14 protein-coding genes are annotated in these 15,082 nt (G+C 43.7%); 6 read left to right on the forward strand and 8 right to left on the reverse strand.

Annotated elements, in window-relative coordinates:
* Positions 1–30: 30 nt before the first annotated feature.
* The 6 genes from ACZ5C4_RS04090 to ACZ5C4_RS04115 form a co-directional block, all read right to left on the reverse strand.
* A complete protein-coding gene (locus tag ACZ5C4_RS04090; RefSeq protein ID WP_464519880.1) occupies positions 31–1,770 on the reverse strand; it encodes an ABC transporter ATP-binding protein in 1,740 nt (579 codons plus the stop codon).
* Positions 1,771–1,787: 17 nt separating this feature from the next.
* Positions 1,788–3,533, reverse strand: coding sequence for an ABC transporter ATP-binding protein (locus tag ACZ5C4_RS04095; protein ID WP_464519881.1), 1,746 nt, complete (start codon positions 3,531–3,533; stop codon positions 1,788–1,790).
* Between the two features lie 10 nt (positions 3,534–3,543).
* Positions 3,544–4,950 carry an ABC transporter ATP-binding protein gene (locus tag ACZ5C4_RS04100; protein ID WP_464519882.1) on the reverse strand — a complete coding sequence of 469 codons (1,407 nt, stop codon included), beginning with the start codon at positions 4,948–4,950 and terminating at the stop codon, positions 3,544–3,546.
* Between the two features lie 19 nt (positions 4,951–4,969).
* A complete protein-coding gene (locus ACZ5C4_RS04105) occupies positions 4,970–5,656 on the reverse strand; it encodes an energy-coupling factor transporter transmembrane component T (protein ID WP_464519883.1) in 687 nt (228 codons plus the stop codon).
* A gap of 2 nt (positions 5,657–5,658) precedes the next feature.
* A complete protein-coding gene (locus ACZ5C4_RS04110; protein ID WP_464519884.1) occupies positions 5,659–6,237 on the reverse strand; it encodes an MptD family putative ECF transporter S component in 579 nt (192 codons plus the stop codon).
* 210 nt (positions 6,238–6,447) lie between these two features.
* The gene (locus tag ACZ5C4_RS04115; protein WP_464519885.1) at positions 6,448–7,440 is read right to left on the reverse strand and encodes a helix-turn-helix domain-containing protein; all 993 of its coding nucleotides are present in this window, start codon (positions 7,438–7,440) and stop codon (positions 6,448–6,450) included.
* A gap of 161 nt (positions 7,441–7,601) precedes the next feature.
* Between ACZ5C4_RS04115 and ACZ5C4_RS04120 the strand changes: the two genes are divergently transcribed.
* The 5 genes from ACZ5C4_RS04120 to ACZ5C4_RS04140 all read left to right on the forward strand — a co-directional run bounded on the left by ACZ5C4_RS04120 (position 7,602) and on the right by ACZ5C4_RS04140 (position 12,020).
* Positions 7,602–8,081: a flavodoxin gene (locus ACZ5C4_RS04120; RefSeq protein ID WP_464519886.1), complete on the forward strand. Its 480-nt coding sequence runs from the start codon at positions 7,602–7,604 to the stop codon at positions 8,079–8,081.
* A gap of 41 nt (positions 8,082–8,122) precedes the next feature.
* Positions 8,123–8,545, forward strand: coding sequence for a cupin domain-containing protein (locus ACZ5C4_RS04125; protein WP_464519887.1), 423 nt, complete (start codon positions 8,123–8,125; stop codon positions 8,543–8,545).
* A gap of 72 nt (positions 8,546–8,617) precedes the next feature.
* Positions 8,618–9,367 carry a carboxymuconolactone decarboxylase family protein gene (locus ACZ5C4_RS04130; protein ID WP_464519888.1) on the forward strand — a complete coding sequence of 250 codons (750 nt, stop codon included), beginning with the start codon at positions 8,618–8,620 and terminating at the stop codon, positions 9,365–9,367.
* A 101-nt stretch (positions 9,368–9,468) separates the two neighbouring features.
* Positions 9,469–10,779 carry a putative ABC transporter permease gene (locus tag ACZ5C4_RS04135; protein WP_464519889.1) on the forward strand — a complete coding sequence of 437 codons (1,311 nt, stop codon included), beginning with the start codon at positions 9,469–9,471 and terminating at the stop codon, positions 10,777–10,779.
* Between the two features lie 32 nt (positions 10,780–10,811).
* Positions 10,812–12,020, forward strand: a complete 1,209-nt coding sequence (locus ACZ5C4_RS04140) for a M20 metallopeptidase family protein (RefSeq protein WP_464519890.1) — start codon at positions 10,812–10,814, stop codon at positions 12,018–12,020.
* A gap of 30 nt (positions 12,021–12,050) precedes the next feature.
* On the opposite strand, the gene ACZ5C4_RS04145 is transcribed toward ACZ5C4_RS04140, so the two are convergent.
* Both ACZ5C4_RS04145 and ACZ5C4_RS04150 read right to left on the reverse strand, forming a co-directional pair.
* Positions 12,051–13,394, reverse strand: coding sequence for an MATE family efflux transporter (locus ACZ5C4_RS04145; protein ID WP_464519891.1), 1,344 nt, complete (start codon positions 13,392–13,394; stop codon positions 12,051–12,053).
* Between the two features lie 71 nt (positions 13,395–13,465).
* The gene (locus tag ACZ5C4_RS04150; RefSeq protein WP_464519892.1) at positions 13,466–14,200 is read right to left on the reverse strand and encodes an ATP-binding protein; all 735 of its coding nucleotides are present in this window, start codon (positions 14,198–14,200) and stop codon (positions 13,466–13,468) included.
* 104 nt (positions 14,201–14,304) lie between these two features.
* Between ACZ5C4_RS04150 and ACZ5C4_RS04155 the strand changes: the two genes are divergently transcribed.
* Entirely contained in the window at positions 14,305–14,967 is a 663-nt protein-coding gene (locus tag ACZ5C4_RS04155; protein WP_464519893.1) for a Crp/Fnr family transcriptional regulator, read from the forward strand.
* Positions 14,968–15,082: the final 115 nt, after the last annotated feature.

Below are 15,082 nucleotides of genomic sequence, written 5' to 3' on the forward strand. Positions count from 1 at the left end.
TTGGCAGGGCTCTCTTTTCTTTCTGGAAGCTTACTCGATTTTCCACTTTCTTGCTTTTCGATTGGCAGTCCAGAAGTCCTTATACATACCCTCCTCTTTGAGCAATTCTTCATGCGTCCCAGACTGCATAATCTGTCCATCATTTAATACCAGGATTTGGTCAGCATTGCGAATAGTAGAGAGTCTGTGCGCAATTACGACTAAAGTCTTATCCTTAACCAGTTCACTAATTGCACGTTGTAACAATACTTCATTTTCTGGATCAACGCTGGCCGTCGCCTCATCTAACAGAATAATAGGAGCATTTTTCAGCATTGCTCTCGCAATAGAAATCCGTTGGCGTTCTCCGCCGGATAAATTAGCGCCTCCTTCGCCGATTCGTGTCTGATAGCCGTCCGGCATAGCCATAATAAAATCATGGCAGCAGGCTCTTTTTGCCGCATCAATTACCTGTTCGTGAGAGACAGCCGGACTTCCGAATTTAATGTTGTTTTCGACAGTGTCTGAAAACAGATATACATTCTGAAATACCATGCTCATATTTTTCAGTAAACTGTCGCAGGTATATTCCTTTACAGTATGACCGCCTACAAGGACAGCGCCTTTCTGAACATCCCAGAATCGGGCAATCAAACGAGAGATTGTTGTTTTACCGCTTCCGGATGGACCGACGATCGCAGTCATCTTCTTTTCCGGCACGCGGAAGCTCACATCCTTTAAGATCGTTTTTCCCTTTTCATAAGCAAAATCCACATGTTGAAATTCTATTTCCTGTGATTGTAAAGGAATATTCTTTCCACTTTCATCCAATACCTTTGCGTGCTTCATTTCCTCTACGCGATCCAGTGACGTCTCCAGAATTCGTATCATCTGTGTCATCTGTCCCATAACCTCCACCGGTGTGAAAACAGAAAAAGCTGCGAGCAGACTGACCGCAAGCATAGGGAAGCTCATTTCGCCGGACAGCATAATAAGCTGCGCACAAAGCATAATAAAACATGCGGCTATGCGGAAGATAGAAGAATATATCGTGTTTAACGGGGTAAAGGTTTTTTCCAGTGCGTAAGCTGCAGCCGCCCCTTTTTCGTAAGCGGCGCGTATAGTACTTAAATTTTTTTGACACATATTAAAGGATTTTACAACAGAAATTCCCTGGATATACTCTAAAGTCGATTGTATGGCTTCTGTCTGAGCCTCCTGCTGCTTTCGAGTAAGTTCCCGCCCCTTTTTTTGCATGACATTGTAAACAAGGAAAGAGAGGGCAACTCCCGCTGCAAAAATCATTCCGATACGCCAGTCAAAAAGCAGCAAAGCAGCCGTAATCACAATCATGCTGACAACGCCGGTTGTTACTTTATCGAGAATATGCATGGCATACTGCTCCAAAAAAACCAGATCTGTTGTTACGGTTGCGGTAATTTCGCCTAAAGATTTTTCGTGATAGTAACCCATGGGAACACTGCGAAGCCGATTTCCCAATGCAATCCGTTCTCTGGCGACAAATTCGAAGCCGGCTGTACTTTGCAGGCGATATACAAGATATTGAAATAAGATTTTCAATATAAGAGCTGCTGCAAGGATTCCCAATACAACGCCCCATGTATGACCATTAAGAGTCTGGTCCAGGAAGGCTTGTATAAGGAAATAGTATACCGCAGCCAGAGGCAGCATGCCCGCCATAGCATTCAAAAATCCACAGATAAAACTGCCCCAAAGCCGCCCCTTTAGATTACCAGAAAGATCGAGTACTCTTTTTATTATCTTTAACATTTGATTCTACCTCCGTCCTACATCATCCATTCCATGGTACTAATATGTGCTTTCCACATATCCTGGTAGGTATGGGAGGACAGCAGTAGCTGTTCATGGGTGCCATGGGCTGTAATCTTCCCATTTTCGAGTACGCAGATCTGATCTGCATACATGATTGTGGATAACCGGTGAGCTACGACAATCAGTGTTTTTCCTTTTGTAAGCCGGCTGATGGATTGCTGCAGCTTATCTTCATTCTCTGGATCAATAAAGGCAGAAGCTTCGTCTAATATAATAATCGGAGCGTCTTTTAAAATTGCTCTGGCTATAGCAAGACGTTGTCGTTCTCCTCCGGAGAGGCGTGTTCCGGCATCGCCGGCATCCGTATTAAGACCTTGTGGAAAACGGGTCAGAAAATCGCCGCAGCCCGCTTCCCTGGCAGCCCGTTCTACTTCTTCATCTGTTGCTTCCGGGCGGCCGATCCGGATATTCTCGCGCAGACTCATATAGAACAGAAAATTATCTTGTGAAACATAACTGATATGCTCCTCAAGCTCCTGTAGCGAAAGATTACGAATATCTTTTCCGTCAATCGAAATAACTCCGTCATTCACGTCCCAAAATCGGGCAATCAATTTAGCCAAAGTAGATTTACCTGAACCGGAAGGACCTACAAGGGCAGTGACGGTTCCGGTTTTTGCCTTTAAAGAAACACCCTGGATTACTTCTGCATTCCCATAGCCAAAATGCACGTCATGCAGCGCTATATCTCCACCTCGAATATGCTCTGGCTGCTCTGGAACAGGCATCTCTTGCATGTCCAGTAAAGCCTGTATTCTAGGCTGTATCTCATTGATAGCAGCCAGGTTTTCCATAAATTCCATCATTTTTTGTAAAGAGGACGAGATACTCATAGACAAAAGAATACAGACGATTAGTTCTGAAAGCGTTAAATGATCGTTAAAAATAAGGAGCATCCCGATTGGAAGGACAAATGTAATTGCGGAAGGCATGATTGCCTCTCCTGTACTCATAAATGGCCAACAGTGCCGATACCATTTTAAAGTAATATCCCGTACTTTCAGGATGGATGCCTTCAGACGATCCATAGGTGAGGTACTCTGGTCAAAGGCTTTGATGACCTCCATACCATTTACATATTCCACAATCGCGCTGTTCATAGCCGCATTGGACTCCATATATTCCTTCATTACTTCTCTGCGTCCAAAAACCATGCTGTAATAGACAATTGCGCCCAGGACGGAAGGAAGCAAAGCGGCCAGCGCCATCCGCCAGTCAATCGTAAGCAGATAGATGACGACAAATGCCGGCACCAGTATGGCTGCCGTTAGTTCTGGGATTGCGTGAGCCAAAGGATATTCCAGCCTTTCTGCGTCATCAATAATCAGCTGCTTATATTCACCGGAGGATTTCTGCTGTACCGTACCCATAGATACCTTTGCCATTTTTTCCATAATCCGGCAGCGGATATTCCGGATAATCTCATAAGCTGCTTTGTGGGAACACATGGTAGATTTCGCATACAAAATTCCCTTGCATAAATATCCTGCAAGAGCTGCCAATGTCAGGAACACTGCCAGATTCACTGTCAGTTCCCCCGTTAGTACACTGCTTAGTATGATTGCTACCGCGATATAGGGAAAAATGCCGAAAGCAGATGACAGGACAGACAGAATGACTGCAAAACGCAGCTGTCCCTTTTCCAATTCTGCAAATTTTAAGATACCTTGTAAAGGAGATTCCTCCTTTTGCTTTTTCAATCTTGTCACCTCATTTCTCAAACTGCATGATCTCATCATAAATACCATCTAAAAATTCCATGTCATGCGTAATAACAAAAATTAATTTTCCCTGCTTTTTCAATTCTTGAATCGTTTCTTTTAATCGTTGCATATTTTTTCCGTCCAGACCACTTGTAGGCTCATCGAACACTAAAATGTCGGAGCCGGATACAAAAGCGGCAGCTATGGTTACGCGCTGCTTTTGTCCGCCGGATAACGACAAGGGATGGCGTTCTGCTGCTTGCGATAAGCGAAGCTGTTCTAGAATGGTATCCATATCACAGTTTCTATGATTTTTTCGTTCTGCCAGTTCCAGCTCGTGACGGACGCTTTCTGTAAAAAGCTGATAATCGGTATCCTGCATTACAAAATAAGTTTGTTTATTCCGTTCTCTTGCGGAAACTGTTTTTCCATCAAAAAGAAACGTCCCTGCGGAGGGTTTTAATAAGCCGCAAAGTATTTTGGCAAAGGTTGTTTTACCGGAACCATTGCTGCCTACAATTCCGACCACTTTGCCAGTAGAACTCCAGTCGAAACGAAAATTCAAATCATGGAATATCTCGGTTTTATCCAGATGAATGGCCAGGCCGCGCCCTTCCACAGTCCGAGTGCTTTTCTCTTTTGTTACTGCCTTTGAAATATCGTGCATACTGATTTTCTGGAAGCTCCGTAATCCCATCCTTTTTCTTTTGGCTTCACTTAATTGTTCGACTTGTTCAGGAGACCAAATCTGCTTTATTTCTCCATTCTGAATGTAGACGTAACGGTCTGCAACACCCCTTAAATAAGAAAGCCTATGTTCCGATATAATCATCGTTTTTCCTTCACGCTTTAAATCCAGTAAAATTCCCCTTAAGATCTCCATTGTTTCCAAATCCAGATTTGCGGAGGGTTCGTCCAGTACCAGTACAGGCGTATCCATTGCGTAGATAGAAGCAACAGCCAGCTTTTGACGTTCCCCGCTGGAAAGTGCAAATAGGCTGCAGTCCTGCAGAGATTCCATATGCAGATTGTGAAATGCTTTCTTTATGTTCTGATTGATGTTCTCGGTGCTCATAGACAGATTTTCGCAGCCGAAAGCGACTTCGTCTGTAGAATTTACAGTGAAAAACTGTGAACGCGGATCCTGAAATACAGTACCGATATGACGACTGATCTCGTATTGGGGCATTTCTGGAAGATTTTTGTCGTTTAACAGTAGTTCTCCGGTTAATCTTCCTTCATAGAAATTTGGCACTAGTCCATTGATACAGCGAGTAAGTGTTGTTTTTCCACACCCACTTTCTCCGGTCAGGACAAGACATTCACCGTCCGGTATTGTAATATCAATGTGTTGAATTGCCTGAACTTCAGAATCAGCGCTATATTGAAAACATACATCTTTTAATGTAATCATTGAAATCCTCCCCGCCTTTCTATCCTAAATGGTCATATAAAAGAATACCTACGTCTACTGCCAGAACAAGCAGAAAATACACAATATCTTTTATACGAATTTTTGTAGGAACCCGTTCCCCGCGAGGGGAAGGATTTTCGATTGCCCGCGTTACTGCAGACGCAGATAATTCATCTGCTACGCGGACACCACGCATCATAAATGGAACCAGAATATATTCTGTAGTCAATACCGGCGCTTTTAAAAAGGTAAGAGGGTTCAGAGGAACGCCCCGCGTTTTAAGAGCGTCCCGAATCTGTGACAGCTCCTGGCTGATCGTAGGAATAAAGCGCAGAGCGACGGCTACGGTCAACGCCATTTTTCGGGGACAGTGAAGCTTTTGCATTCCGGTGACCAGTTGACTGACACTGATACTGCGGATGGACAGTATCATAATTCCCACCATAGGAGAAAGGCGATGAAGCAGGAAACAAAGCCTTTCAATGAATAGAGGCACCGGATAAAAAGCGGTCAGTTCAAACAGCAGGTCGATTACAGCAAAGTATACCGCCAGGCGCAGCGCTTGTCTGGGTAGTCTTAAATACAATAAAAACAGGAGCAGACCACATATTTCAAGAAATATTCCTATAGAAGAAGAAATCCAGAACATACATATTGCCGTAACCAGCACTTGTAAAATAATCATTCTTGGATCAATCCGGCACATATTTAGATAACTCCTGCCTTTTCAAAGTGCTTACGCAGCATTTTCTTTGCAATGAAAGCCGCCAGAACAGAAACAACCAGCATTACAGGAACAGCCACATAAGCTGCTGTCGTATGTGCCGCATTTATCAATCCTTGTGTAGCTTCTTCTGAATAGCCATGTGTATAATAGTAAGAAGAATAGTAATACAGTGGTGCAAGTGCGCCCAGATAATAGGCAGCCACATACAGGACAAACGTAACTGTCAGAGCTTTATAATTTTGGTATTGTGTTTTACTTGCGATCACTTCTCCGACAATACCAAGAATAAGCATCCAGAGCAGAACAAAGACTCCTCCGAACAATGCCCACAGAACACCGACAATCGCGCAGGTCATAAGTACCGCGCCTTTCTTATGTACCTTTGCCATAATCAGCATATAGAATGGTGCTGAAAACAGAGCGACAAAGGAACAGGAAAACATATAAATTGTCATCTCCATGCCTGTTACAGCTCCTATGAGCATTGTTACTACGTAAAGAATGGCTCCAAAGATACCAATGGTTGCAATATCCTTCATTTTTAAACCTTGTTGTTTCATTTTATAACTCTCTCCTTTCTTGGTTAGTTTTATCTAACTAAAAACGATCATATCAATTTCAAAAATACTTATGTGTCACATTTCCGCCAAAATATAGCACATTTCAGTATAACCATATTCATTTTGCAGAGAATGAAGATATGTGCACACAAAAACCGACGTATCCATTTTGGGTACGTCGGCATATATCTTTTTGTCTTATTTGACATACTATTTATTGCTTTTTCGCATTTCTCCCGGGGATATTCCGTAGTGTTTCCGGAACACGCGTATAAAATATCCTGTATGGGAATAGCCTACCATCCATGTCACATTGCTGGCAGTATATTTTCCTGTAAGCAGCAATTCTTTAGCGGTTTCCATTCTTTTTTCAGTAATATATTCGTTGACCGTACAGCCAAAGCAGTGCCGAAAGCCTTCTGTCAGGCGTTTTTCACTGATTGCTGTCCGCTTGGCAATTTGCGTAATCGTAAGCGGATGTGCGAAATTGTTGTTAATAAATTCGCGGGCCCTCAGCAGTGCTTCATACTCTCCGTCTGTAATTGCAAAACCCAGAATATTACTTGGAGATTGACAGATCACTTCTTCGCAAAAAACAGCGATTAGGCGTAAGATTTGCCCTTCTACATATATTTTTTTCAACTCGTCGCAATAAGAACAATTCATAATTTCAGATAATATTTTACTGACATTAGGCGTATAACAATATAGTTTTGTTTGTCCGGCTGTTTCAGTACTGCTAAGTGCATTGCGCAGACAAATTGCAGAAAAAATTTGCCGATAGGTGTTTCGATCCAATGTAATACTGACAGAACGACAACGCTGTCCACCGCGGAACATACTGCGGCAACGTCTGATTATGCCATAGCTGACCTGGCATTGTTGCGCGCCCAGAAGAAAATGATATTCTTTGTTCTCTTGCAGATAACACCATTCAAACCGGCCATCCAGACAAAAGTAGATTTGGAAAATTTCTTTTTCTTGAAATTCTTCTTCCATCACCGTATCTCTTGAAAAGACAAAGTCCGATATTGTCAGGCTCATACCTGAACGAATATCGATTGTCTGAATATTTCCCTGTCCGATTCCATCAGGAAAGCTGAATTTTGTAGTCTTAATCCGCCTTCCTTCATTTCGTTGGCCATTGAACAGCAGATACATAGAATTTAGTGCAATGGCATTTTGAGGATAGTCAATGAGCATGCGGCACCTCCATAAAATGAGATACAATACAATTTCATTATAGTTAGCGATGACTAATCGGTCAAGCTGTTCTTCGGGCAACAAATTTATATTTCATATTGACTTAGAGTTTGCTTCAAGTGCTACAGTAAATATATAAAATGGAAATGGAGGTTATGACTATGAATAAAAGACTGGTGACGTATTTTTCGGCAAGTGGTGTTACAGCAAGAGCAGCAGAGATTTTGGCAGAAGCGGCGGAGGCTGACATATATGAGATCAAACCGAAGGTTCCTTATTCTGCTGCAGATTTAAACTGGATGGATAAAAAGAGCAGAAGCTCTGTGGAGATGAACGACCCTGATTCACGTCCGGCGATTGCAGGGAGCACTGCTCATATAGAAAAGTATGATGCAATTTTCTTGGGGTTTCCTATCTGGTGGTATACGGCACCCACGATCATAAAAACATTTTTGGAAAGTTACGATTTCACAGGCAAAAGGATTATTCTATTTGCGACGTCAGGAGGCAGTGGGCTGGGAGATATAGCAAAGACATTAAAAAAGGTATGTCCGGAAGCAGACATAAAAAATGGAAAGCTGTTAAATGGAAGGCAGGACAGGGAGAGCTTGAAAAAATGGGCGGACAGTATGTCTATATAGGCAGAGGGGACTGCAAAAATCAATAACGAAAGGAGTAACAGATGGATACAGAAAAAATGCAACATGACTTAGGTGAAGGCGCGGTTTTCGAAACAGGGGAGCCTAATACTGCATTTGCAGAATATTTTACCGGACAGAGTTATCTAAAAATGCTCACGACAGATAGAATCGGTATTGGAAATGTGACATTTGAACCAGGGTGCCGCAATCATTGGCACATACATCATAAAGGCGGCCAGGTGTTGCTTGTGACCGGCGGGAGAGGATATTACCAGGAATGGGGAAAAGAGGCAAGGCAGCTTCATCCTGGTGATGTGGTAAATATTCCACCGGGGGTAAAACATTGGCATGGAGCCGCGCCGGACTCCTGGTTTTCCCATATTGCAGTGGAAGTTCCGGCAGAAGGGGCATCAAATGAATGGTTGGAGCCTGTAAATGATGAGATATATGGAACGTTGAAATAGTAAGTAAGAGAACATCCGGCTGGATGGACCATCCCATGCGGCCGGAAAATTTTTTAATCGGAGGGAAAGGAAATGACAGAAAAAGCAGAGCTGTATTACAAAAAATTATATCCAAAGAAGGAGCCGGAATTAAAAGAGACAGATCCAGAATTTGCGGAATTGTTTTATAACTTTTCCCTGGATGATGTGGTAAACAGTGATGGACTGAAAGACCGTACCCGTATGATGGCAGTCCTTGCAGCGTTAATAGGATGTCAGGGCGTGGAAGAGTTTGCAGAGATTCTTCCGGGAGCGCTTCATATGGGAGTGGCGCCTGAGGAAGTAAAGGAAATTACCTACCAGGCGGTGGCATATCTCGGAATAGGCAGAGTACGTCCGTTTCTGACAGTAGTAAATTGGGTATTCAGGCAACAAGAGATCCCGCTTCCGACCAAAGGACAGACGACAGTAGAAAGAAGGGAGCGAAAAGAAAAAGGAGAGGAAAAGCAGGTAGAAATTTTCGGAGAAGGGATGAAAGGCTTTGCAGAGTCCGGCCCAGATGAAAGTCGGCATATCAACCGATGGCTTTCGGAAAACTGTTTTGGAGATTATTATACACGCAGTGGATTGGATATAAAAGAACGGGAAATGATTACATTTTGCTTTATCGCGGCACAGGGAGGCTGTGAACTGCAGCTTATCTCTCACGCGTTAGGAAATATGAAGATAGGAAATGATAAAGTATTCTTGATCCAAATTATTTCTCAGTGTTTGCCGTATATCGGATACCCCAGGAGCTTAAATGCCCTTCGCTGTGTAAACGAAGCAGAGAAACAGTTATGACAGAGTATGTGCATTAGCTGATACCTGCCTTTCGACAAAAAATTTCCTTTTTCTGCATAAGTGTGATAAGATACCCTCATATGACAGAAAGGAAATGAAAAATGCAGTATACATTTTATGAGTTAGTCTGGCTGTACTATATCTATTCGTTTATTGGTTGGGTGGCAGAGGCAGGGGTTGCCGCCTACAAAAGACATACCTTTGTCAACCGCGGGTTTGTAAATGGACCGCTTTGTCCTATCTATGGGGCTGGTGCGGTGGCAGTGGCGGTTTTTCTTCCAGAGCTTAAGCATCGGATTGCTTTTTTGTTTCTGGGAGGCATGATTATTACTACATTTATTGAATATCTGACCGGCCGCCTGATGGAAAAGCTTTTTCAGAGAAAATGGTGGGACTATTCGAAAGAACGGTTTCAGCTAGATGGATATATTTGTCTGAAAAATTCAGTATTGTGGGGCCTTTGTTCCGTTGCCATGATCTGCTTTTTTAATCCACTGTTTTGTGAAGGGATTCTGTGGCTTCCCCAGTGGATAGGAGAAATTGTGCTGTGGGTATTGTCAGGGTTTCTCATAGTGGATTATATTGGTTCCGCACTTGCAGTTCTTGGGCTGAAGAAAAAAGGCGGGCGAATCGAACAGATTACAAAAGAGCTCAGAAAAACATCCAGAATATTGGAAAATGCTTTGACCCGTCAGATTCAGAAACGTATGGTAAAGGCATTTCCTAATATCGGACAGGAAAAAAGCATCGAGCAGGAAAAGTGTGTACCTAGAGTATTTGCGGAAGGGTGCGGATTCTATAAGCTGGCCTCTTTATTTTTTATCGGAGCGTTTCTAGGAGATATTGTGGAGACCGTTTTCTGCCTGCTTACGACAGGGAGGCTGATGAGCAGAAGCAGTGTCGTGTACGGGCCGTTTAGCCTTGTATGGGGAATTGCATGTGCAGTGCTGACCTGGATTCTCTACAGGTACAGAGAGAAAAGTGACCGGTATATATTCTTATGTGGTACATTTTTAGGAGGCGCATATGAATATATATGTAGTGTCTTTACAGAGCTGGCGTTTGGCACTGTGTTCTGGGATTACAGTAAAATACCGTTTAACCTGGGAGGAAGAATCAATCTGCTGTACTGCTTTTTCTGGGGAATTGCAGCAGTTGTGTGGATGAAGGGCATCTATCCCAAGCTATCGCAGTGGATAGAAAAACTTCCTGTAAAGCTGGGGAAGATTCTGTGTATCTGTATGCTTGTATTTATGTCTGTAAATGTGGTTGTATCGGCTCTGGCGCTGAACCGATACACAGAGCGTCAGGCGGGAAAGGAAGCGGAAACGGCAGTCAGTGTATTTTTGGATGAACATTTCCCAGATGCAAGGATGGAACACATTTATCCGAATATTATTCTGACGCAATAAGCTGCAGTTGGTGTTATAATAGGAAGGAAATAATGAAGAAGGAAGGAATATTTATGTGTAGTGATTATATGAATCGGGCAGCCAAAATGGAAGAAGAATTGAAAAATTGGAGGCGGACGCTTCATCAGATGCCAGAGCTGGGGCTTTCGCTAAGTAATACCAGCGCTTATATTGCGAAAGAGCTTGACAAAATGGGAATTGCATATCGAATATTGGATAAAGGTGCGGGAATTTTAGGAGAGATTGGAGGCAATGGTGCAACGGTTCTGCTTAGAAGCGATATGGACGGACTGCCGATTCGTGAGGAAAGTGGTGAGGAGTTTGCGTCTGTAAATGGAAATATGCATGCCTGTGGGCACGATATGCATGCGGCGATTCTGCTGGGGGCTGCAAAAATGCTGAAGGAGCAGGAAGCATCCCTGCAAGGGAAGGTACTGCTTTTATTCCAGAGTGGAGAAGAACCGTTAAAAGGGGCGATAGAGGTTGTAAAGCAGGGGGTAGTTGACTCTGTGCAGGCGGCATTTGCCATGCATGTGGCGTCGCAGCTTCCCACCGGTGTGCTGATATACGGTGAACATCCAATGTCCTCCTCTACAATTTTTGAAATTACATTTCAAGGGAAAGGCGGACATGGCTCCATGCCGGAATATTGTATTGATCCGATTCATGCCGGAGTACAGGCATATCTGGCGTTTGAAGAGCTGATTGCCCGCGAATGTGCAGGAAGTGACGAGGTAGTCCTTACAATCGGAAGCTTTCAGGCTGGAAGTGCGCCGAATATTATACCAGACAATGCAGTGATGCAGGGAACGCTTCGGACATTTGACAGAGAGAAAAAAGAATATATATTGGGACGTATACATGAAATGTTAGATGGAATTGACAAAATGTGCAGAGTCAGCCACACATTTACTATATTAAGTTCGGTAGATGACGTAGTGTGTGATAAGGAGCTTAACAGACAATGTGCGGCAAGTATACGTAAGCTTTCGGACAAGCTGGTGATAAAGGAACTGTTCCATGTGATGGGTTCCGAAGATTTTGCGGCAATTTCGCAGAAGGTTCCGTCCAGTTATTTTGGACTGGGGGCCGCGGTGGATGTACCTGAAAAATGTTATGGACAGCATAATCCAAAGGTTCGGTTTAATGAAGCTTGTCTTCCTGTAGGGGCGGCAGCTTATGCCCAAGTTGCAGCAGACTACCTGGAAAGATGGAATCAGGAGGAACAGAAAAAAGCATAGAATACCTTTTTGATTTATGAAATTTACGTTTTATTTCTCGTTCACATGTAGTTTCTCCCATTTTCCTGTCCGATACCGGAAATAGGAAATCAGATAATTTGCAAGCCACCCGAGAGGAACCGCCATCCAGACCATCGCGATTCCATATCGGGGAGCCATGCTGGCTGCAAAGAGAACGCGGATGCTTAAATTTACAAGGTTTGCTATAGTGAACATTGTCATATCTGAGGCGCCGCGAAGAACGCCGTCTGTAATCATTTTCAGCCCGATCAGAGCATAGAACCATCCCATAAAGCGGGTACAGCTTATTCCGGTAGAGAGGGCGAGTTGCGTCCCTTCTTCTCCGAGAAACATAAGGATAAGTGGCCGGCTTGCAAGCTCCAGAAGCAGACAGAGCACGACGGCGATCACTGCGACAATCCGATACCCAGTGTGATAACCCTTTTTTACGCGAGTATATTCTCCGGCGCCGATATTTTGGGCAGTATAAGAAGAGATTGCATTGCCGATGGCTGACATAGGGACAACGCAAAGACTCTCAATGCGCATGGCGGCAGAATATCCGGCAAGCATCTGTGCTCCGAAGCTATTTACGACAGACTGGACGAGCATCATTCCGATAGATACAGTAGACTGCTGCAGAATAGATGGAAGGGCAATTCGGGTCATAGAGACAAATGCAGAGGCAGAGAACCAGGAAGTTTTTTCACTCTGATATGCGCGCAGTTCTTTTAAGAAAATAAAGAAGGAAAGACCTGCCGAGATTCCCTGTGCAATAAACGTCGCCCATGCGACTCCGGCAACGCCGAGATGTAGAATATATACGAAGTAAATATCCAGAAGGATATTGAACAGGGAAGAGAAGATAAGCAGATACAGGGGAATACGGGAACGCCCTAACGCGTTGAACATAGAAGAGAGAACATTATACATGAAAAGAAAGGGAAGTCCCAGAAAATAGATCCGCAGATATTCTGCTGCCTGATCCAGAATATCTGCGGGTGTATTTAACAATTTCATGATCGATTCTCCTGCGGCGAATCCGAATATACCGAGCAGAATACTTAAGGCGAGAAAAGAGACAAGTGCCGTATGGACAGTAAGGCGCATTTTCGCGTAATCTCTTGCCCCAAATGCCTGTGAAACAATGACCGAAGCGCCAATTCCGCCTCCGATAGCGATAGAAATAAATACGGTAGTAAGAGAGTAAGAGGCGCCTACCGCAGCAAGCGCACGCTCACTGACGAAACGTCCTACAACAATAGAATCTGCCATAGTGTAGAACTGCTGGAACAGATTTCCAATCATCATAGGCAGAGAAAAGATAAGCAGGGCTTTCATGGGACGTTCGTGAATTAAATACTCTTTCTCCATATTTTTCCACCTTTCTAAAATATACTCTAAAGGGCACAACGTAATTCATTCCCGTATAGTATATGCAACTTTTAGCGTAGAATGTGTCCGTCTGTTGTGATTGTGATAGTCTGTCGGGGAAGAAGCTTGCCGCTGTTTTGCAATGCGTTTGCAACGGCAGCCTCGATACCGCCGCAGCATGGAACCTCCATGCGTATGACTGTGACATCTCGGATAGAATTCTGACGGAGAATTTCAGTAAGCTTCTCTGTATAGTCTACTGCGTCCAGCTTTGGGCATCCGATCAGTGTGATCCGTCCGCTTATAAAATCTTGATGAAACGAAGCATACGCATATGCCGTACAGTCTGCCGCGATCAGCAGAGAGGCATTTTCAAAATACGGCGCTGTAATAGGGGCCAATTTTATCTGGACAGGCCACTGCATAAGCTGCGAAGGAGTGTGTAAAGCAGAAGGGGCACGCTCTGTGTCTGGGACTGACGGTAAAGCCTCTTTGGAAGCGGAGCGCAGGAGACGCGCGCGGCTTCCTGGACAGCCAGCGGCGGAAGGCTGTAAGTTCGGCTTGTGTTTCTTTTTCATATTCGCCTCTACTGCTTCTTTATCGTAAGCCGCAGCCTCACGTTCTACAAAGGTAATTGCTTTTGTGGGACAGGCGGGCAGACAGTCGCCAAGACCGTCGCAGTAGTCGTCACGAAGAAGCTTTGCTTTTCCATCTACCATGCCGATAGCTCCTTCATGGCATGCTTTGGCGCACAGCCCGCAGCCATTACATTTCTCTTCATCAATCTGAATGATTTTTCTTATCATATAAATTCCTATCCTTTCTACTGTATCATTTGCTTTTACAAGGACAGTATACTATACTTTTTAACATAAAAATGTTGTTTTGACAACGAAAGGAACATGATTTTATGAAAATAGAGGATATTTCAAAGACAGTTTTGTTCCAGGAGATGGATAAGAATGCCATAGAGGAGCTTCTGCAATATTTAAGTGTAAAAGAAAAGACATACCAGAAAGGGGAAGTCATCTATCATATGGGTGACAGTGTGCAGAGCATAGGTATTGTGGTGTCAGGAAGTGTGAATATTACCAAAGGGGACGTATGGGGGAATGAGACGCTGTTGGATCATGTTGTATGCGGGCAGGTATTTGCGGAGACGTATGCCTGTGTCCAAACAGAACCAATGATGGTAGAGGTCGTTGCGGCGCAGGAAACGAAAATCATATTTCTGCATATAGGGAATCTGCTGCAGAGGAAGCTTCCGGCATGCAGGTGCTATGAGCAGTTTTTGAAGAATCTAATCCAGGTTATGGCTTCTAAAAATCTGCATCTCTCACGCAAGATGAGTCATGTTACTCCAAAGACCATTCGAGAAAGGCTGCTCTCCTACCTGTCTTATGAGGCAGTGAAGCACAGGAGCAGGGAATTTGATATTCCGTTTAACCGGCAGCAGATGGCAGATTATCTTCTGGTGGAAAGAAGTGCGTTGTCTAAGGAGCTGTCTAAGATGCAGAGAGAGGGTATGCTCACATACAGAAAGAATCACTTTCGCTTATACGAAAAAACGTAATGATTGTACCAATGCGGTTTTCAATTCATAAAAAAATATGATAGAATAAAGTATTACCAAAGGCAGCAGTCTTTGAAGACTTGTAGAATAGTATTGAAGAAAAAGTGGGGAAGAC

The organism is Mediterraneibacter flintii, from assembly GCF_055387595.1.